Source organism: Pseudomonas sp. rhizo66, assembly GCF_031931925.1.
GTDB lineage: Bacteria > Pseudomonadota > Gammaproteobacteria > Pseudomonadales > Pseudomonadaceae > Aquipseudomonas.
In genome coordinates, this window is sequence record NZ_JAUJWZ010000023.1 from 78,953 (window position 1) to 98,833 (window position 19,881).

Sequence of the window (19,881 nt, forward strand, 5' to 3'; positions counted from 1 at the left end):
AGGGCATGGCGCCGCTGTATTTTTTGCAACTTCAACTTTCAATGGGTCCTAAAACGACATGGCAAACCCGGACGCCCTGAATCAGCAGCGATCTTCTGCTCGCCTGCTGCAACCGACCGTCAAATCGCATCTGGCCTACACGCTGCTTTGCGCGCTGGTCATGATGGTGATGTTTTCCGTGCTGCGCCTCGCGCTGCTGGTCTACAACCGCGAGATGATCCTCGATACCCCGGCTTCGACTTTCCTCGAAGCCTTCGTCAACGGCCTGCGTTTCGACCTGCGCCTGGTGGTTTACGTGTGCATTCCGCTGGTGCTGGCGCTGTTCAGTGCCCGCGCCATGGCCGCACGCGGCTTCTTCAGACTGTGGCTGACCATCGCCTCAAGCATTGCGCTGTTCCTCGGCCTGATGGAGATGGACTTCTACCGCGAGTTCCACCAGCGCCTCAACGGTCTGGTGTTCCAGTACGTGAAAGAAGACCCGAAAACCGTGATGAGCATGCTCTGGTACGGTTTCCCGGTGGTGCGCTACCTGCTGGCGTGGGTGATCGGCACGCTGATCCTGACGCTTGCGTTCAAAGGCGCCGACCGCGCCACCCGGCCGCGCGGCCCGTTCAGCGGCGGCAGCGTGAGCACTCGCCAAGTCGCGCCGTGGTACACCCGTCTGGCGGTGTTCGTGGTCTGCCTGATGATCTGCGTTGTTTCCGCCCGTGGCACCCTGCGTCAAGGCCCGCCAATGCGTTGGGGTGACGTCTACACCACCGACTCCAACTTCGCCAACCAGCTCGGCCTCAACGGCACGCTGTCGCTGATCGGCGCCGCCAAGGCGCGTATGGGCGAGGATCGCGACAATATCTGGAAAGCCACACTGCCGCAGGAACAGGCACAGAAAGTTGTGCGCGATATGCTGCTGGTGCCGGACGACAAACTGGTCGAAGCCGATATTGCCGCCGTACGCCGCGACTACACGCCACCGGCCGACAAGACCCTGCCGATCAAGAACGTCGTCGTGATCCTGATGGAAAGCATGGCCGGTCACTCGGTCGGCGCGTTGGGCGCGCCGGGCAACATCACGCCTTACCTGGACAAGCTGTCCAAGGAAGGCCTGCTGTTTGACCGCTTCTTTTCCAACGGCACGCATACCCACCAGGGCATGTTCGCGACCATGGCCTGCTTCCCGAACCTGCCAGGTTTCGAATACCTGATGCAGACCCCGGAAGGCAGCCATAAGCTGTCCGGTCTGCCGCAGTTGCTCAGCGCCCGAGACTATGACGATGTGTATGTCTACAACGGCGACTTCGCCTGGGACAACCAGTCGGGCTTCTTCAGCAACCAGGGCATGACCAACTTCGTTGGCCGTAACGATTTCGTCAACCCGGTGTTCTCCGATCCGACCTGGGGTGTGTCCGATCAGGACATGTTTGACCGTGGCCTGCAGGAACTCAAGGCGCGGGAAAACGGCAAGCCGTTCTACGCACTGCTGCAAACCCTGTCCAACCACACGCCGTACGCCTTGCCGACGCCATTGCCGGTCGAACGTGTGACCGATCGCGGTTCGCTCAACGAACACTTGACCGCCATGCGCTACTCCGACTGGGCGCTGGGTCAATTCTTCGAGAAGGCGCGCAAAGAACCGTACTTCAAGGAAACCCTGTTCGTCATCGTCGGCGACCACGGTTTCGGCAACGAGCGCCAGATCACCGAAATGGACCTGGGCCGCTTCAACGTGCCGATGCTGATGATCGCGCCGGGCATCCAGGAGAAGTTCGGCACCCGTGACCACACCGTGGGCACGCAGATCGACATCGTGCCGACCATCATGGGCCGGCTCGGTGGCGAAGTGCGTCATCAGTGCTGGGGCCGTGACCTGCTCAACCTGCCGGAAGGCGACACCGGTTTCGGTGTGATCAAGCCGTCGGGCAGCGAGCAGACCACCGCCATCGTCACCGCCGACCAGATCCTGGTGTTGCCGAGAGACAAGGACATGGGGCCGAAGATCTGGCAGTACCAGTTGGGTGCCAATCCGCACGCCGAGGTTGTTCCGGACGCACCGCGCACTGCCGAGTTGAAACTCAAGCTGGAAGCGTTCCTGCAAACAGCGACAAAGAGCCTGATGGACAACACTGCCGGTGTCATTCACGGCAAGCCGGATTGATCGCTTGCCGACAGTAAAATCCGCGCAATAAAAAAGAGGCCCTGAACAGGGCCTCTTTTTTTTGCATTTGAATCGTTATATCCGACCGAGCAACAGCAGCACCAACAGTACTACCAACACCACGCCGATAATGCCCGAAGGACCATAACCCCAACTTCTGGAGTGCGGGAAGACCGGCAGACCACCGATCAGCAACAGGATCAGGATAATGATTAGAATTGTGCCCATGTCGATTTCCTTGTTGATAGTGTTCGAGAAGTCTTGGTATTCAAGGGCGACTGGAGACTAAGTAATTCCAGACGGCTTATAAATTCCGACCGGTGCGCATGAAAGAAAATTCAATGTTTTTTTAATGTATTTGGATTGCTCGCTTATTTCTTTTAAAGCGCAAGATCAAAAGATCGCAGCCTGCGGCAGCTCCTACATTGAACGCGTGCAGAAGCTGCCGCAGGCTGCGGCCTTTTGATCCTCCATTCAGCAATCTGATGGAGCGTGGGCGCGCGTCGATCCTTCGCTACACTCCGCGCATCTTCCCCGGAACAACAAGGCTGTCTGCTATGCAAAATCGCATGATGATCACTGGTGCGGGCTCGGGCCTGGGTCGCGAAATCGCGCTGCGCTGGGCGCGTGAAGGCTGGCAACTGGCCTTGTCCGATGTCAGTGAACCCGGCCTGCAGGAAACCCTGAAAATGGTCCGCGAGGCCGGTGGCGACGGTTTTACCCAGCGCTGCGATGTGCGTGATTACAGCCAGCTCACCGCGTTCGCTCAGGCCTGCGAAGAAAAACTCGGCGGCATCGACATCATCGTCAACAACGCCGGTGTGGCCTCGGGTGGTTTCTTCAGTGAACTGTCGCTGGAAGACTGGGACTGGCAGATCGCGATCAACCTGATGGGCGTGGTCAAGGGTTGCAAGGCGTTCCTGCCGCTGCTTGAACAAAGCAAAGGCAAAATCATCAACATCGCCTCCATGGCAGCACTGATGCAAGGCCCGGCGATGAGCAACTACAACGTGGCCAAGGCCGGCGTGGTAGCCCTGTCGGAAAGCTTGCTGATCGAACTGGCGCAGCAGGAAGTCGGCGTGCATGTGGTGTGCCCGTCGTTCTTTCAGACCAACTTGCTCGATTCGTTCCGTGGCCCGACCCCGGCGATGAAAGCCCAGGTCGGCAAGTTGCTGGAAAGTTCGCCGATTACCGCGGCGGACATCGCTGACTACATCTATCAGCAAGTTGCCGCTGGCGAGTTCATGATCCTGCCCCACGAACAAGGGCGCATGGCCTGGGCCATCAAGCAGAAGAACCCGCAGCTGCTCTACAACGAAATGACCTCAATGGCGGAAAAAATGCGCGCCAAAGCCAAACAGAACAACGGCTGACCTTGCCCGTTGCAGACGGCGTCGTTAGGGTGGCCGCAATGGTCACCCTGTCGAGACGCATCAATGCTCAATTACTTGTGGTTTTTTCTCGCGGCGCTGTTTGAAATCGCCGGTTGTTTCGGCTTTTTCATGTGGCTGCGCCAAGGCAAAAGTGCTTTGTGGGTGATCCCTGCGCTGCTCAGCCTGACCCTGTTCGCCCTGTTGCTGACCCGTGTTGAAGCCAGCTATGCCGGGCGAGCCTATGCCGCGTACGGCGGGATCTACATCGTTGCTTCGATTGGCTGGCTGATGGTGGTCGAGCGCGTGCGGCCATTGGGTTCGGACTGGGTCGGCGTGGCGCTGTGCGTAATCGGCGCCAGCGTGATTCTGTTCGGGCCACGCTTTTCCGCTGCCTAAAGGCTGTTTGTGGGAAACGTCTGACGGCTCAACGCGAACAAGGGTGTAAGGCAAAACTGATTTGCTCGGCGCGCATTGTGGAGCCGCAGCAAGCCGCGCATCTTCAGGGCTGGCTAACCCTGAAGGACGAATCTCATGCTTGTACTCAGCCGTGTCGTTGGTGAGTTGATTTCAATCGGCGACGACATTTCCCTGCGCGTGCTGTCGGTGAACGGTTCCAACGTGCGCTTTGGCGTCGAAGCCCCGCAAAAGGTCAATGTGCATCGCTCGGAGGTCTATGACCGGATCAAGCGCAAGCAGGCCACCGAAAAGCGGCGCTGAGGCGTTCAATCGAACAGGTGCTTGGGCACGTCGTGCTTGAGCATCAACTGGCACTGCTGGCTTTCCGGGTCGAAGACGATCAGCGCCTGGCCTTTGGTCAGTGCCTGACGCACGCGCAGCACGCGGGTTTCCAGCGGCGTGTCATCGCCGTTGTCGGTCCCGTCGCGGGTGACGAAATCTTCGATGAGGCGGGTGAGGGTGTCGACTTCAAGTTGGTCGTGGGGAATGAGCATGGGCACCTCGGCTGAATCAATGGCGCGATGCTACGGCGATTGCGGTTTGCCTGCCAGTTTTGTATCGCCTGTGCCGACCCCATCGCTGGCAAGCCAGCTCCCACACGTATCGACGGTGCACACAAATGTTGTGTGGCACCCCAATACTGTGGGAGCTGGCTTGCCAGCGATGGGGCCAGTCCTGTCATTACAAAACCCGGATTAACTGTCGGAACGCTGCCCCACCAGACTGTCCACCGACGGCACCCGCGTATCACTCTCCATCTGCGTGTCATGTTCAATCTGATGACTGAAGCGATCCAGCGAGGCATTCGCCGGCGCCGCATCGCTGGCGAACACCGGCGGACTCAAGATGTAAGCCCCCAGCAAGCGACTGAGTGCCGCCAGACTGTCGATGTGCGTGCGCTCGTAACCATGGGTTGCATCGCAGCCAAAGGCGAGCAGGGCGGTGCGGATATCGTGGCCGGCGGTTACCGCCGAATGCGCATCGCTGAAGTAATAACGGAACAGGTCGCGGCGCACCGGCAGTTCGTTTTCACCGGCCAGACGCAGCAAATGTCGCGACAGGTGATAGTCGTAAGGGCCGCCGGAATCCTGCATCGCCACACTCACCGCGTGTTCGCTGGAGTGCTGGCCGGGAGCAACCGGCGCGATGTCGATGCCGACGAATTCGCTGACGTCCCACGGCAAGGCTGCCGCCGCGCCGCTGCCGGTTTCTTCGGTGATGGTGAACAGTGGATGGCAGTCGATCATCAGTTCCTGACCGCTGTCGACGATGGCTTTGAGTGCCGCAAGCAGCGCCGCAACCCCGGCCTTGTCATCGAGGTGGCGGGCGCTGATGTGGCCGCTTTCGGTGAACTCCGGCAGCGGATCGAAGGCGACCACGTCACCGATGCTGATGCCCAGCGAGTCGCAGTCAGCCTTCGTCGCACAGTAGGCGTCCAGACGCAGTTCAACGTGATCCCAACTGATCGGCATTTCATCGACGGCAGTGTTGAAGGCATGCCCGGAGGCCATCAACGGCAAGACACTGCCGCGAATCACGCCGTTATCGGTGAACAGGCTGACACGGCTGCCCTCGGCAAAACGGCTCGACCAGCAGCCGACCGGGGCGAGGGTCAGGCGGCCGTTGTCCTTGATCGCACGGACCGCCGCGCCGATGGTGTCGAGGTGCGCCGAGACCGCGCGGTCGGGGCTGTTCTTCTTGCCCTTGAGCGTGGCGCGAATGGTGCCGCGCCGGGTCATTTCAAAGGGGATGCCGAGTTCTTCCAGACGCTCGGCGACGTAACGCACGATGGTGTCGGTGAACCCGGTGGGGCTGGGAATGGCGAGCATTTCCAGCAAGACTTTTTGCAGGTAGTTGAGATCCGGTTCGGGGATTTGCGTGGTCATGGAAACTCCTGATGGGTTGAGCACACCGATGGTTTCGATGAGGAAAGTTTTGTGTTGCTTGATCGGGCCTCATCGCTGGCAAGCCAGCTCCCACAGTTTTTGTGTGTATCGCAAAACTTGTGGGAGCTGGCTTGCCAGCGATGGCGTCGGTTCAGTCTCTAGAGAATCAAGAGACAACCGGCTGACTGTGCGGAAACAACAAATCGACAAACCGCTCCGCCGTCGGCTGCGGCTCATGGTTGGCCAGACCGGCACGTTCGTTGGCCTCGATAAACACGTAATCGGGCTGATCCGCCGCCGGCACCATCAAGTCGAGGCCGACCATCGGAATGTCCAGCGCCCGCGCCGCCCGTACCGCTGCATCGACCAACGTCGGGTGCAGGATTGCGGTGACATCTTCCAGCGTGCCGCCGGTGTGCAGATTCGCCGTACGCCGCACAAACAGGTGCTCGCCGGCCGGCAGAATGCTGCTGTAGTCATAACCGGCCGCGTGCAGGGAGCGCTGGGTTTCGTGATCCAGCGGGATCTTGCTCTCGCCACTGGTGGCCGCTTGCCGACGCCGACTCTGTGCCTCGATCAACGCGCCCACCGAATGCTGGCCATCGCCGACCACTTCCGCCGGTTTGCGAATCGCCGCAGCCACTACTTCAAAGCCAATCACCAGAATCCGCAGATCAAGCCCTTCGTGGAAGCTTTCCAGCAGCACGCGGCTGTCAAATTGCTTCGCCGTTTCGATGGCTTGCTGCACTTCTTCGATGCTCTGCAAATCCACCGCCACGCCTTGGCCCTGCTCACCGTCGAGCGGCTTGACCACCACCCGTTGGTGCTCGTCGAGGAAGGCCAGGTTGTCGTCGGCATTGCCAGCCAGTTGCTGCGAGGGCAGGTTCAATCCGGCGCCTTTGAGCACTTTGTGCGTCAGGCTTTTGTCCTGGCACAGGCTCATGCTGATCGCGCTGGTCAGGTCGCTCAACGATTCGCGGCAACGCACGCGGCGTCCGCCATGGCTGAGGGTGAACAGCCCTGCATCGGCGTCATCCACCTGCACGTCGATGCCGCGTCGATGGGCTTCTTCAACGATGATTCGCGCATAGGGATTGAACTGCGCCTCCGGCCCCGGGCCGAGAAACAGCGGTTGATTGATGCCGTTCTTGCGCTTGATGGCAAAGGTCGACAGATTGCGGAAACCGAGCTTGGCGTAAAGGTTTTTCGCCTGACGGTTGTCGTGCAACACCGACAGGTCGAGATAGCTCAGGCCGCGACTCATGAAGTGCTCGATCAGGTGCCGCACCAGCACTTCACCGACACCCGGGCGCGAGCATTGCGGATCAACCGCCAGGCACCACAGGCTGCTGCCGTTTTCCGGGTCGTTGAAAGCCTTTTGATGGTTCAGGCCCATGACGCTGCCGATCACCGCGCCGCTGTCTTCATCTTCGGCCAGCCAGTACACCGGGCCGCCCTGATGATGCGGGGTCAGGCGCGTGGCATCGATCGGCAGCATGCCGCGTGCCTGGTACAACTGATTGATCGCCTGCCAGTCCGCCTCGCTTTGTGCGCGGCGGATACGAAAGCCGCGAAACACGCGGGTGGCTTGCCGGTAATCGCTGAACCACAGGCGCAGGGTATCGGACGGGTCGAGAAACAGTTGCGTCGGTTCCAGGCCGAGAATCTGCTGCGGCGCAGCGACGTACAACGCGATGTCGCGCTCGCCGGGCTGCTCTTTGAGCAACTCCTGCGCCAGCGATGCCGGGTCGGGAAAAGTGTGGCCGATCAGCAACCGGCCCCAGCCGCAATGTACGGCAATCGGGTCGGCGGCCAGCGTGCTGCCGTCTTCGGCCAGACGCGCCTGCAAGCGTTCATAGGACGGTGTCTGACCGCGTAGCAGGCGTTGGTTGATGGCCGTGGCGTGGGGTTTCATCAATCAGATTCCTTGTTCACTGAGCCACAGGTTCAGGGCAGCCAGTTGCCACAGTTTCGAACCACGCAACGGCGTCAGTTGGCCTTGCGGATCGGTCAGCAATTTGTCGAGCATGGCCGGGTTGAACAGGCCGCGATCCTGACTTGGATCGAGCAGCAGTTCGCGTACCCAGTTCAGCGTGTCGCCCTGCAAGTGCTTGAGGCCCGGCACCGGGAAGTAGCCTTTTTTGCGGTCGATCACTTCACTTGGAATCACTCGACGCGCGGCTTCTTTCAGCACTTGTTTGCCGCCGTCAGGCAGCTTGAATTGGCCCGGTACGCGGGCCGAGAGTTCCACCAGTCGATAGTCAAGAAACGGCGTGCGCGCCTCCAGGCCCCAGGCCATGGTCATGTTGTCGACGCGTTTGACCGGGTCATCGACCAGCATCACCGTGCTGTCCAGACGCAAGGCTTTGTCCACTGCGGCATCGGCGCCGGGTTGGGCGAAGTGTTCTTTCACGAAGTCACCGGCTGCATCGTTCGCGGTCAGCCATTTCGGCTGCACGGTGGCGGCGTAGTCGTCGTAGCTGCGGTCGAAAAACGCATTGCGATACGCCGCATACGGATCGGCCGCGCCGTCGACTTGCGGGTACCAGTGATAACCGGCGAACAATTCGTCAGCACCCTGACCGCTCTGCACAACCTTGCAGTGCTTGGCCACTTCGCGCGACAGCAGGTAGAAGGCGATGCAGTCATGGCTGACCATCGGCTCGCTCATCGCGCGGAATGCGGCGGGCAGTTGCTCGATGATTTCTTTCTCGTCGATGCGCAGTTGATGATGCTGAGTGCCGTAGTGCTTGGCGATCAGATCGGAATACTGAAACTCGTCACCGCGTTCGCCACCGGCATCCTGAAAACCGATGGAAAAGGTCGAAAGGTTGTCGACGCCGACTTCACGCAACAGACCGACGAGCATGCTCGAATCGACACCGCCGGAGAGCAGTACACCGACATCCACGGCGGCCCGTTGACGAATCGCCACCGCTTCGCGGGTGCTGTCGAGGACGCGGTCGACCCAGTCGTCCAGCGTCAGGTTTTTCTCGTCGTCGTGTGGGCCGTAGGGCAGAGTCCACCAGGTTTTCTGCTCGGTGGTGCCATCGGCTTCAACGCGCATCCAGGTCGCCGGTGGCAGTTTTTCGATGCCGGCCAGCAGAGTGCGCGGTGCCGGGACCACCGCATGGAAATTCAGGTAGTGATTGAGCGCCACCGGATCGAGGATCGGGTTGATGTCACCGCCCTTGAGCAGCGCCGGCAACGCCGAGGCAAAGCGTAGGCGCTGGCCGGTGCGCGATAGGTACAGCGGCTTCACGCCGAGACGGTCGCGAGCGATGAACAGGCGTTTGGCGTCACGTTCCCAAATGGCAAAAGCGAACATGCCGTTGAGCTTCGGCAGCAGGGCTTCGCCCCAAGCGTGGTAGCCCTTGAGCAGCACTTCGGTGTCGCCACCGGAGTAGAAGGCATAGCCCAGCGCTTCAAGTTCGGCACGCAATTCCGGGAAGTTGTAGATCGCGCCGTTGAAGGCCAGGGACAAGCCCAACTGGCTGTCGATCATCGGCTGCGCCGAGCCGTCCGACAGGTCCATGATTTTCAGGCGACGGTGGCCCAGGGCAATCGGCCCTTGGGCATGGAAACCCCACGCGTCGGGGCCGCGAGGGGCCAGGTGATGGGTGATTCTCTCGATCGCTGCAAGGTCTGCAGGTTGTTGATCAAAACGTAACTCGCCAGCTAATCCGCACATAAAGTCCTTACCGGTTTTTCCGTTGGGGAGGGGTCAAGGCATACCTCGCCAGAAGGGCGGGTACTCAGAAACTGACCCGTGTCGGTAAGTGGAGTTTTAGAACGATAAGTTATAAGGCGGCTGGCAGGTCATCACAGAACATGAAACGTTTGCAGGCTCCGGTGGTGGTGGCACACATGAGTTGTTCTTGATCAAGGGTGTTCCGTGAAGGTTTTTTGATCGGGTCGTATAACCCTGTACCGCCCTTTGGCAAAAGGCGGTAACACGTTATCTGAATGATGAGAAAACTGGTTGCTTTGCCGGGTTTTGATCAGGTTTTCGAGTTGTTGAGCCTGGCGGCGCAGCGATAAGGTCAATGGTCCGATCCCGCAATAAAGGACTATTGCAGATGGCAATCGAAGCACCGAAAAAACAGCTCACCCCAGAGGCGATCCTGAGCACGCTGCTCGACGCCACGGGCGACCTCGATACCGCCGAAGTCTTGCAAAAAAATCTGCCGGCTTATTTGCTCAAGGCCTCTCCCGCCACGCTGGCCGTGCTCGATCAGGCTTCGCGCGACCTGATCACTTTGCAAGAGACTGTCGAGAAAGACCTGGCCGCGCTGAAACCCTTGTCGGCGTTTTGCATCGACAAGCTCACGGAGGCCCTGAACCTCAAATGGCCGGCGGTTTACAACGTCGAGCAGGACCTGCTGAGTGTGCCGGGGGCCGATTGTGGCTGCGAACCGGCGTCTGTCGATCAAGCCGGTATCGAAACCGTCGAAAACGCTACGCAAACGCTGTTGCAGGCGGCGATGCAGAACTTCAGCGCTGGCGAGGAGGAGGCTGACGGGTTCCCCGACGGCAGTGTGGTGCGGATCAAGAGTGCTGCGGCCGGCGTCGACGGATTGACCCCGGCGGCGTTCGCAAAGCTGTGCCGCAAGCTGGATCTGGGCAAACAGTATCAGGCGCATTTCCAGGCGGTGTTCGGGCTCAGGGAAGATGACGGCAAGGTCGTGGCGACCAGCCCCATGACCCGCCACGTCGCCGCGATGAAAAAGCATGAACTGCAACTGGACGCACAGTTGGCGGCGCTCAAAGGGCATATCACTCCGGCAGGTTTGCAAACGGTACAGGGCTTGCTCGACGCCGACGGCAGTGTGTCAGAGAAAACGCTGAAGTACGGCAAACGCGCATTGATCATGCAGGGCATTGAAGTGCTCGACAGCTGCGTCTGGGGCGTGGTGGTGTTTTCCGTCCGTTCGGTGGAGCTGTACCCGAATCAATGGTGCATGGTCTACATGCCCGGCGAACCCGAGCGCCCCTTGTATGAATACTCGAGTTTCACCGCGTTCCAGCGACACCTTGCGCAGCAATTGCAGGTGAAAAGCTACCAAGGCTTTTTTGCCAACAGCCTGGATCAGGACGCCAGGGCCGACTTCTTCAAGACCCTCGCCGAGAGCGCCGATCTGGGGCACATCCGGCAGTGGCCGATCAGCGTGGCGCTGTTCGAGTTCATGGTGCAGAGCCACGTCGGCAAGCTGCAGCTCGACGCGCGCAAACTGGCGGTACCGACCGACGATATCGAGGAGGACGCGCGCCGCAAAAGACTGCTGGATTTCCTCGAACTGGGCGTGACCGTGGCCTCAGTGGCCGGGCTCTTCGTGCCGGTGCTCGGGCAATTGATGATGGGCGTTGCCGTGGGACAACTGCTCGGCGAGGTCTATGAAGGTGTCGAGGATTGGCGCCGTGGCGATCACCAGCAAGCGCTGTCGCACCTGTTCAGTGTGGTGGAAAACATCGCGGGGATGGCGGCGTTTGCCGGGGGACAAAAAGCGTTGGGCGCGCTCGGCAGAAAGCTGTTGCGTTCGCACCCGGATTTTTTTGCACAATTCACGGCCATCCGCAATCGGGCGGGCCAACCGCGCCTGTGGAACCCTGATCTGGCGCCCTTTGAGCATCGACTGCCAGCCGGCGTGACCCTGGAGGAGGGGGCTACGGAGCTTTATCCGGTCGGTGACAAGCATGTCGGTCGTGTCGACAACCGGATCCTTTCCGGTCCGTACGACTCTGCGGCCACTGGTTGGCGTCTTGAGCATCCCGCGCGGCCGCAAGCGTATGCCCCCACACTGCAGCAGCACGTCGAGGGTGGCTGGCGAATGCCCCACGAGGATGCCGACGCTTGGGGCAGCATGGGTTATACCCTCAAACGCATGGACCCGCGCCTGAGTGAGTTCGGCGATCTGGAGCTGGACACCTTTCGCCAGCTCAGCGCTACTTCACATGAACAGGTGCATCGCGCTTTTGCCGACAACCTGCCGCTGCCGGCCCGAATGCGCGACGTCATCGAGCGTGCCCGGCTTGAAAAGCAGCTGCGCGGTCTGGTCAGTGCGCTTGAACGCGGCGAAACCCCTGCCGGCCAACCGGTCGAAGAGCAGTTGCACGGGCTGCCGACATTGCCCGGCTGGCCGACGGATCATTACATCGAAGTCACCGATGGCGAGGGTGCGATCACCGCGACCTATCCCGCCAAGCGCACGCCGGGCGAAACCCTGAGGGTGGTGGTCAGCACTGATCACCTGGCTGATGGAAAACTGCTGCAAACCGTGATCGACGGCCTGTATCAGCGCGAAGTCGACGCATTGCTGGGTGGCAAAACCGCGCGCAATCTCGAAGGCCCCACACTGGCGAAAAAACTTGGTGCTGCGCTCAAGGCTGATCATCGCGCTACGTTCGAACGCATGTATCAGCGATATGACCAGAGTGACCTCGACGACGTGGGGAAATTGCGCCAAGTCTATCCGGACATACCGGCACGTCTGGGCCAAACCCTGATCGACCAAGCGCCAACTGTCGAGCGCGTACAGTTGCGCACAACCGGACGAGTGCCGCTGAGGCTCGCGCAAAAGGTCGCTGTGGCCTTGGGCAACCTGCGTCTGGATCGCGCGCTGACCGGGTTTCACCTGCCGTCGATCGCCAACGCCGATACCGAAAAACTGGCGATTCGGCTGCTGCCTCGCTTGAGTGGTTGGGATGCGCGTATACGGCTGACCGTGCGCGAAAAGTCGCTTACCGGTCCGATACTGGAAGCTATTGGCGATGAAACCGCGGCCCCGTTGCATACCGGCACGCTGGTCAAATCAAGCACTGGCTATGAAGTGTTTGACGGTGACGGCAAGTTGCTTGGCCGGGTGGCCGCCGGGCCAGACAGCCTGTATCAAGCAGTGCTCAAAGCGCTGCCAGCGCGCCAGCGGGTCGCAGTTGGTTTTTCTGAACCGGTGGATGCCGACGCAGCTCGCTTACGCAAAAAACTGCTCGACACGGCAGTGCAGGCACATGAGGAGAGTGGGCGGATTCTCACCGGCCGTAAGCCGCCGGTCATTGAAGCGGACTGCGTTCAGGGCGATCAGCCGCCTGCCGCCGCCCATCCACGGGCCTTGCTGCGCAAGGTGAAAAAACTCTATCCACGTTTGAGCCAGGCACAGGCCGTTGAGCTGATCGAACAGTTGGGCCATGACCCGCTGAGTCGCGCGACTCGGGTCAAAGCGTTGCGCCAGGATCTGCAGAACCTGCGGGAAGCGCTGCGCACCTGGAGTGAAGATCAAACCGCCATGAAAGCGCTGGCTGACAAGCTGGCTCAAGTGGACTCGGCACACGCCGACGATAAAGTCGCGAGGGCGGCGGCGCGTAAAGAATTGCAGGAGGTGCGCTACAGCCGCAAAGCCGTGGCCGAGCAAATCGAGGGCGGGTTTCGCCGGCTTTTCTGGCGCAAGGGCACTGGCGGCAAAGTGATTTACGCACTGAACCTGGACGGCATACACGTCGGCCCGTTGCCGACGCTACCGCCGGGGCTGAATTTCGAGCACATCCACGACTTGTCGATGAAGAACATGCAGCAAGGTGACGACATGGTTTATTTCCTCAAGTCGTTCAAGCAGCTCAAGACACTGGAACTGGGCGGCAACCACATGACCCGCCTGCCCGAGGTGTTGTCACACATGCCCAACCTGACCCGGCTGAGCCTGGCCGGTAACCAGATCCGCTTGACCGAGGCGACGCTGGCGAAGCTGAGCGGTTTGCGCACGTTGAAGTACCTGGACCTGAACGGCAATCCGCTGGGCGCCACGCCGAATGTTGGCAAGATGTTCGACCTCAAACGTCTGCAACTGGCCGAAACCGGCCTTACCGAGTTGCCCGGCGGGCTTGCGTATCCGGTGAATCTGGAATGGGTGGATTTGCGTCGAAACCAGATCAGGGACCTGCCCCAGTGGCTGTTCAAGACCACGCGGCGTTTCAGTCAGGCGCTCAACTTGCGCGGCAATCCGCTGTCGCCAGCCAGTCAAACGCATCTGGAAAACTACCTTGGCAATGTCGGTATCGGCATGGGCTTTCTGGCCGACGATCAGGCGCGCCTGGACGAGCAATCGGCGCGCGAGCTCTGGTTCGAGCAAGGTGCTGGCGCGGACTGGGAGCGACGCAACCGGATCTGGACAGCGTTCAAGGAGGAGCCACGCGCGGAGGGGCTGTTTCGCCTGCTGGCGGAGTTGGGCAACACCGCTGACTCGGAGAAGATCAACGCGGACATGCAGCGCCGGGTGTGGTCGGTGCTGGAGGCGGCGCATGGCGATGCCAGTCTGTGTGACCAGTTGCTGGAGCTGTCCGCCAATCCAATCCATTGCACAGACAACGCAGCGGTCAATTTCAGCCATCTTGAAGTGGCCGTGGAAGTCGACAAAGTGACTAACCTCGCCGATGGCCAGATCCCCACTGCCAAGCCGTTACTCGAACTGGGGCGCGGTCTGTTTCGCCTCGAACAACTGAACCGGATAGCCCGGGAATATGCAGCCAGGGATCTGAAAACCGATCCGCTGGAGGTCAGCCTCGCTTTTCGCATCGGACTGGCCGACGCCCTGGACCTGCCGGGCCAGCCGCGCAACATGCGTTTCGGGTCTTTGGCGGGGGTAACCGAGGCAGATCTGGACGTTGCCAAGAGTCAGGTCACAACGGCTGAGTTGTCCTCCGCATGGCTTGAATTCATGCAGCGCCAGTCGTTCTGGAGCGATTATCTGAAGCGTACATTTGCCCGCCAGTTCGCCAGGGTTGACGCAATCTATTCGCCAAAGCTCAATGCTGTATTCGAAGAGGCGACCAAGCTCAGTTCGGCCGACTACCTGAGCCAGATGGACGCCATCAAGCTCGAACGGGAACAGGCGGAAGCGGCGATCACCCGGCGTCTGACCAACGATGCCATCCGCCAGGTGGATCTGGGCCTTTGTGTGCTGCCCGAGGTGTGAGCGATCACTTGCCGCGAATCAACCGACGTAACGCAAAGCGGTTGGGGTGACAGGCTTCGGCGACACTGCGTGGCAGCGGCAGCGGCTCGTTGTCCAGCCACGCGGCAAGCAGTTCGCCTGACAGCGGCGCGGTGATCAGTCCGCGTGAGCCGTGGCCGCTGTTGACGTATAAACCGTCCAGCCAAGGGCAGGCGATGTCCGGCACTTGGCGGGCGTCTTTGCTCAGCACCGAGTAGGTGTCGAGGAACGCTTCGCGGTCGGCGAGCGGTCCGACAATCGGCAAATAGTCAGGGCTGGTGCAGCGAAAGGCTGCGCGGCCCTGCAGGTTTTCGACAGGCTGTTCGCTGATGTGCAGGCGTGTGACCAGGTCGCTGGAAATCTCTTCGAGCATTGCCAGATTACCCACGTGTTCCGCTATGGTCGGGGTCAGGTCATCGCTGTTGAAATCGAAACTGGCGCCGAGGGTGTGTTCGCCCAGACGGGCAGGGGCGACGTAGCCTTCGGCGCAGACCACCGTGGCCAGCGCCTGGCTTTCTGCGGTTTCGGCCAGACGGGTGATCTGCCCGCGAATGCGCTTGAGCGGCAATTCGGCGCTCTGTGCAAAACATTTGATGTCGGCGGCACCGGCCAGCACCACGACCGGCGCGCTGGCGAGCAAGCGCTCACCGTCGAGGGCTTGCCACTGGTCATCGACTTTGCGCAGTTGCAGCGCTTGGCAATGGTTGAGCAGTTCGATCTTCAGTTGCGCCGCTTGCGCCTGACACAACGCCGGCGGATGCACCCAACCGCCTTCGGGATAATACAAACCGCCATGAGCCACGCCGACCCCGGCACGGGCCTGCGCCTCGGGCTGATCAAGCCACTGCAACAGGTCTTGCGGGAAAGCTTCGGCCAATTGCGCGTGACGCTCGGCTTCCTTGGCATTGAACGCCAGTTGCAACACGCCGCAGTCGCCCCAGTCGGTGCCGCGTTGCAAGGTTTCCAGCAGGCGCCGGGTGTAACCGAAACCGCTGACGATCAGTTGCGACAACGCCGTGCCGTGGGCAGACAATTTCAGGTACAGCACGCCCTGCGGGTTGCCCGAGGCTTCTTGAGCCACGGTTTCATGGCGCTCCAGCAAAGTGACCTGCCAGCCGCGTGCGGCCAGACTGGACGCCGTGGCACATCCGGCCAGACCGGCACCGATCACCAGCGCACGCCGCTCAGTGGCGATCGGCGCAGGACGCGCGAACCACGGCTTGTCCGGCACTGGCGGGGCAACTTCCGCCGGCCAGCCGAGAAATTCGCCCCGGAGGATTTCCCACTTGTGACCAATGCCCGGCGTGCGCTTCATTTTGAACCCGGCGGCATTGAGCAGACGCCGTACCCAACCGGTGCTGGTGAAGGTGCTGATGGTCGAGCCGGGCGCTGCCAGTCGCGCCAGTTCGACAAACAGTTCAGCGGTCCACATGTCGGGGTTTTTCGCCGGGGCGAAGCCGTCGAGAAACCACGCGTCAATCTGCGCGTCGAGCTGCGGTAACTGCTCCAGTGCATCGCCGATCAACAGCGTCAGCGTCACGCGGCCGTTGGCCAGGGTGATGCGCTGAAAGCCTGCGTGGATCGCCACGTAATGCGTCAGCAATTGATCGGCCAGTGGCTTGAGTTCCGGCCACAGGGCCAAGGCACGTTTCAGGTCGGCGGGGCTCAGCGGGTATTTTTCGACGCTGACGAAATGCAGGCGCGCACCCGCCACGGCGTGTTGCTCGAACAACTGCCAGGCACAGAGAAAATTCAGTCCGGTGCCAAAACCGGTTTCGCCGATGACCAGTCGCCCACTCGCCGGCAGCGCGGCAAAACGCTCGGCCAGGCGGTTCTGTTCGAGGAACACATAACGGGTTTCTTCCAGCCCCGACTGGTCGGAAAAATACACGTCATCGAAGACTCGCGAGCGCGGGCGTCCGTGGTCATCCCAGTCGAGTTGGGCGTGGGGCAATACAGGTTTCATGGCAGGCTCGGCAACGACAAGGCCGCCATTCTAGCCGATCGCGCAGGGGCTGCTTGATCCATGGCAAGGCTTGTGTGCGGTGACTCACGGACAATCCGCCACCCGCGGGAATTTCTGCGCCGCTGCTGTGCCCAATCCGCTAGTCTTGCTGAATCCTGGAAGGAGCCGTCCCATGTTTGAATCCGCTGAAATCGGTCACGCCATCGACAAAGACACCTTTGATGCGGCCGTCCCGGCATTGCGTGAAGCCTTGCTTGAGGCTCAGTTCGAATTGCAGCAGCAGAAGCGTTTCCCGGTGATCATCCTGATCAACGGCATTGAAGGCGCGGGCAAGGGCGAGACGGTCAAGTTGCTCAACGAGTGGATGGACCCGCGCCTGATCGAGGTGCGCACCTTCGATCAGCAGACCGATGAAGAGTTGTCGCGGCCGCCAGCGTGGCGCTACTGGCGAATGCTCCCGGCCAAGGGGCGCATGGGCATTTTCTTTGGTAACTGGTACAGCCAGATGCTGCAGGGGCGGGTGCATGGCTTGTTCAAGGATCCGCGTCTGGATCAGGCGATTGCCGGTGCCGAACGTCTGGAAAAGATGCTCTGCGATGAAGGCGCGCTGATCTTCAAGTTCTGGTTCCACCTGTCCAAGAAACAGATGAAAGCGCGGCTCAAGGCGCTGGCTGATGACCCGTTGCACAGCTGGCGCATCAGCCCGCTGGACTGGCAGCAATCGCAGACCTACGACAAGTTCGTCAAATACGGCGAGCGCGTGCTGCGCCGTACCAGTCGTGATTACGCGCCGTGGCATGTGATCGAAGGCGCCGACGCCAACTACCGCAGTCTGGCGGTTGGCAAGATTCTCCTCGAGGGTTTGCAGAATGCGCTGAAACGCCCGGACGTGTATCCACACGATGTCAGCGCCGCGCCGTTGGGCACGCCGGTCGATCATTTGAACCTGCTCGACAGCCTCGACCTGAGCCAGCGCCTGGAGAAGAAAGATTACGAAGAACAACTGATCACCGAGCAGGCGCGCTTGTCCGGGCTGATGCGCGACAAACGCATGCGCCGCCACGCGTTGGTGGCGGTGTTCGAAGGCAACGATGCCGCTGGCAAGGGCGGGGCGATCCGCCGGGTCGCGGCGGCGCTCGATCCGCGTCAATACAACATCGTGCCGATTGCCGCGCCGACTGAAGAAGAGCGGGCGCAACCGTACTTGTGGCGCTTCTGGCGGCACATTCCGGCGCGCGGCAAGTTCACCGTGTTCGACCGGTCCTGGTACGGCCGGGTGCTGGTAGAGCGGGTCGAGGGCTTTTGCGCGCCGGCCGACTGGCTGCGCGCCTACGGCGAGATCAACGATTTCGAAGAGCAACTGGCCGACGCCGGGGTGATCGTCGTCAAGTTCTGGCTGGCCATTGATAAAGACACGCAGATGGAGCGTTTCCAGGCGCGCGAAGCGATCCCCTTCAAACGCTTCAAGATCACCGAAGACGACTGGCGCAACCGCGACAAGTGGGACGCCTATCGCGCTGCCGTCGGCGATATGGTCGACCGCACCAGCTCGGAGATCTCGCCATGGACGCTGATCGAGGCCAATGACAAACGCTGGGCCCGGGTGAAGGTGTTGCGCACGATCAACCGTGCACTGGAGGAGGCCTTCGAGAAATCCGACAAGCGCGCAAAAAAACACAAGGACTGAACCGATGGACCCGCATACGCGGGGTGAATGATTGTCGCGGTCGGTAATGAGGTGGACTTATGCTCGGTCCACTCTCAACCGACAACAACAATGAGGTATGCCATGCGTGAAGTGGTGATCGTCGACAGCGTACGGACTGGCCTGGCCAAATCCTTTCGCGGCAAGTTCAACCAGACCCGTCCGGATGACATGGCGGCCCATTGCGTCAATGCGCTGCTTGAGCGCAATGACATCGACCCCGCCAGCGTTGAAGACTGCATCGTCGGCGCTGGCTCCAACGAAGGCGCGCAGGGCTACAACATCGGCCGCAACGTCGCGGTGCTGTCGCGCCTGGGCACCGGCACCGCCGGCATGACCCTCAACCGTTTCTGCTCGTCAGGTTTGCAGGCGATTGCGATTGCCGCCAACCAGATCGCCTCGGGTTGCAGCGACATCATCGTGGCCGGCGGTGTCGAGTCGATCAGCCTGACGATGAAAAGCGTCAACACCGATCACCTGATCAACCCGCTGCTCAAACAACAGACGCCGGGCATCTATTACACGATGGGTCAGACCGCCGAAGTGGTTGCGCGGCGTTATGGCGTGAGCCGGGAAGCGCAGGATCGCTATTCATTGCAGAGCCAGATTCGCACCGCCCAGGCGCAGGCTGCCGGGCTGTTCAACGATGAAATCGTGCCGATGGCGGTGAAGTATCGCGTCGAGGACAAAAACACCGGCGAAGTGCAGGTTCTCGACGGTGTAGTTGATCGCGACGACTGCAACCGCCCGGACACCACCTATGACAGCCTCGCCGGTTTGAAACCGGTTTTTGCCGAGGATGGCTCGGTGACGGCGGGCAACTCGTCGCAACTGTCCGACGGTGCGTCGATGACGCTGGTGATGAGCCTGGAGAAAGCCTTGCAACTGGGCCTCAAGCCGAAAGCGTTTTTCCGCGGTTTCACCGTGGCCGGTTGCGAGCCTGACGAGATGGGTATCGGCCCGGTATTTTCGGTGCCGAAACTGCTCAAGGCGAAGGGCTTGCAAGTGGCGGATATCGATCTGTGGGAGCTGAACGAGGCGTTCGCGTCGCAGTGCCTGTACAGCCGGGATCGGCTAGAGATCGACAACGAGAAATACAACGTCAATGGCGGCTCGATTTCCATTGGGCACCCGTTCGGTATGACCGGATCGCGGCAGGTCGGGCATCTGGTGCGTGAGCTGCAGCGGCGTAATCTGCGCTATGGCATCGTCACCATGTGCGTGGGCGGCGGGATGGGCGCGACGGGGTTGTTTGAGGCGGTGCGTTAATTAAGGAGATGTCCGGCGCTTGTGCAATTGTCATCGCTGGCAAGCCAGCTCCCACAGGTTTCGTAGCGTGAGCAAAATCTGTGTACGCCACCA

13 protein-coding genes are annotated in these 19,881 nt (G+C 60.7%); 7 read left to right on the plus strand and 6 right to left on the minus strand.

Going from position 1 to position 19,881, the window contains the following annotated elements:
- The first annotated feature begins 58 nt into the window (after positions 1 to 58).
- Positions 59 to 2,152, plus strand: coding sequence for an LTA synthase family protein (locus QZR14_RS24270; protein WP_311997940.1), 2,094 nt, complete (start codon positions 59 to 61; stop codon positions 2,150 to 2,152).
- Positions 2,153 to 2,227: 75 nt separating this feature from the next.
- Here the strand turns inward: QZR14_RS24270 and QZR14_RS24275 are convergent, their stop codons facing one another.
- The gene (locus QZR14_RS24275; RefSeq protein WP_169432680.1) at positions 2,228 to 2,386 is read right to left on the minus strand and encodes a DUF3309 family protein; all 159 of its coding nucleotides are present in this window, start codon (positions 2,384 to 2,386) and stop codon (positions 2,228 to 2,230) included.
- 323 nt (positions 2,387 to 2,709) lie between these two features.
- Here QZR14_RS24275 and QZR14_RS24280 point away from each other — a divergent pair, with 323 nt between their 5' ends.
- The 3 genes from QZR14_RS24280 (at position 2,710) to csrA (ending at position 4,242) form a co-directional block, all read left to right on the plus strand.
- A complete protein-coding gene (locus QZR14_RS24280) occupies positions 2,710 to 3,525 on the plus strand; it encodes an SDR family oxidoreductase (RefSeq protein WP_095120542.1) in 816 nt (271 codons plus the stop codon).
- A 63-nt stretch (positions 3,526 to 3,588) separates the two neighbouring features.
- Entirely contained in the window at positions 3,589 to 3,921 is a 333-nt protein-coding gene (locus QZR14_RS24285; RefSeq protein ID WP_311997941.1) for a YnfA family protein, read from the plus strand.
- Positions 3,922 to 4,056: 135 nt separating this feature from the next.
- A complete protein-coding gene (csrA, locus tag QZR14_RS24290; protein ID WP_311997942.1) occupies positions 4,057 to 4,242 on the plus strand; it encodes a carbon storage regulator CsrA in 186 nt (61 codons plus the stop codon).
- 5 nt (positions 4,243 to 4,247) lie between these two features.
- Here the strand turns inward: csrA and QZR14_RS24295 are convergent, their stop codons facing one another.
- From QZR14_RS24295 to QZR14_RS24310, 4 genes are all read right to left on the minus strand, one after another.
- Positions 4,248 to 4,475 (minus strand): YheU family protein, encoded by a 228-nt coding sequence (locus QZR14_RS24295; protein ID WP_311997943.1) that lies wholly within the window; start codon positions 4,473 to 4,475, stop codon positions 4,248 to 4,250.
- A 201-nt stretch (positions 4,476 to 4,676) separates the two neighbouring features.
- Positions 4,677 to 5,867 carry an osmoprotectant NAGGN system M42 family peptidase gene (locus tag QZR14_RS24300; RefSeq protein ID WP_077574040.1) on the minus strand — a complete coding sequence of 397 codons (1,191 nt, stop codon included), beginning with the start codon at positions 5,865 to 5,867 and terminating at the stop codon, positions 4,677 to 4,679.
- Between the two features lie 166 nt (positions 5,868 to 6,033).
- The gene (ngg, locus tag QZR14_RS24305; protein ID WP_311997944.1) at positions 6,034 to 7,782 is read right to left on the minus strand and encodes an N-acetylglutaminylglutamine synthetase; all 1,749 of its coding nucleotides are present in this window, start codon (positions 7,780 to 7,782) and stop codon (positions 6,034 to 6,036) included.
- 3 nt (positions 7,783 to 7,785) lie between these two features.
- The gene (locus QZR14_RS24310) at positions 7,786 to 9,558 is read right to left on the minus strand and encodes an N-acetylglutaminylglutamine amidotransferase (protein ID WP_250606010.1); all 1,773 of its coding nucleotides are present in this window, start codon (positions 9,556 to 9,558) and stop codon (positions 7,786 to 7,788) included.
- Positions 9,559 to 9,946: 388 nt separating this feature from the next.
- Between QZR14_RS24310 and QZR14_RS24315 the strand changes: the two genes are divergently transcribed.
- Complete coding sequence (locus QZR14_RS24315) at positions 9,947 to 14,830, plus strand: NEL-type E3 ubiquitin ligase domain-containing protein (protein WP_311997945.1); 4,884 nt, start codon at positions 9,947 to 9,949, stop codon at positions 14,828 to 14,830.
- 4 nt (positions 14,831 to 14,834) lie between these two features.
- Here the strand turns inward: QZR14_RS24315 and mnmC are convergent, their stop codons facing one another.
- A complete protein-coding gene (gene mnmC, locus QZR14_RS24320) occupies positions 14,835 to 16,814 on the minus strand; it encodes a bifunctional tRNA (5-methylaminomethyl-2-thiouridine)(34)-methyltransferase MnmD/FAD-dependent 5-carboxymethylaminomethyl-2-thiouridine(34) oxidoreductase MnmC (RefSeq protein WP_311997946.1) in 1,980 nt (659 codons plus the stop codon).
- 172 nt (positions 16,815 to 16,986) lie between these two features.
- Between mnmC and pap the strand changes: the two genes are divergently transcribed.
- Together pap and QZR14_RS24330 are read left to right on the plus strand one after the other, a co-directional pair.
- On the plus strand, positions 16,987 to 18,501 hold the full coding sequence (pap, locus tag QZR14_RS24325; protein WP_250606013.1) for a polyphosphate:AMP phosphotransferase: 1,515 nt from the start codon (positions 16,987 to 16,989) through the stop codon (positions 18,499 to 18,501).
- 102 nt (positions 18,502 to 18,603) lie between these two features.
- A complete protein-coding gene (locus QZR14_RS24330; protein WP_250606014.1) occupies positions 18,604 to 19,788 on the plus strand; it encodes a thiolase family protein in 1,185 nt (394 codons plus the stop codon).
- Positions 19,789 to 19,881: the final 93 nt, after the last annotated feature.

Excerpts from the sequence above, each read along its gene's own strand:
- QZR14_RS24270 (WP_311997940.1), top strand. The coding sequence starts at position 59 with ATGGCAAACCCGGACGCCCTGAATCAGCAGCGATCTTCTGCTCGCCTG.
- QZR14_RS24280 (WP_095120542.1), top strand. The coding sequence starts at position 2,710 with ATGCAAAATCGCATGATGATCACTGGTGCGGGCTCGGGCCTGGGTCGC.
- QZR14_RS24285 (WP_311997941.1), top strand. The coding sequence starts at position 3,589 with ATGCTCAATTACTTGTGGTTTTTTCTCGCGGCGCTGTTTGAAATCGCC.
- csrA (WP_311997942.1), top strand. The coding sequence starts at position 4,057 with ATGCTTGTACTCAGCCGTGTCGTTGGTGAGTTGATTTCAATCGGCGAC.
- QZR14_RS24295 (WP_311997943.1), bottom strand. The coding sequence starts at position 4,475 with ATGCTCATTCCCCACGACCAACTTGAAGTCGACACCCTCACCCGCCTC.
- QZR14_RS24300 (WP_077574040.1), bottom strand. The coding sequence starts at position 5,867 with ATGACCACGCAAATCCCCGAACCGGATCTCAACTACCTGCAAAAAGTC.
- ngg (WP_311997944.1), bottom strand. The coding sequence starts at position 7,782 with ATGAAACCCCACGCCACGGCCATCAACCAACGCCTGCTACGCGGTCAG.
- QZR14_RS24310 (WP_250606010.1), bottom strand. The coding sequence starts at position 9,558 with ATGTGCGGATTAGCTGGCGAGTTACGTTTTGATCAACAACCTGCAGAC.
- QZR14_RS24315 (WP_311997945.1), top strand. The coding sequence starts at position 9,947 with ATGGCAATCGAAGCACCGAAAAAACAGCTCACCCCAGAGGCGATCCTG.
- mnmC (WP_311997946.1), bottom strand. The coding sequence starts at position 16,814 with ATGAAACCTGTATTGCCCCACGCCCAACTCGACTGGGATGACCACGGA.
- pap (WP_250606013.1), top strand. The coding sequence starts at position 16,987 with ATGTTTGAATCCGCTGAAATCGGTCACGCCATCGACAAAGACACCTTT.
- QZR14_RS24330 (WP_250606014.1), top strand. The coding sequence starts at position 18,604 with ATGCGTGAAGTGGTGATCGTCGACAGCGTACGGACTGGCCTGGCCAAA.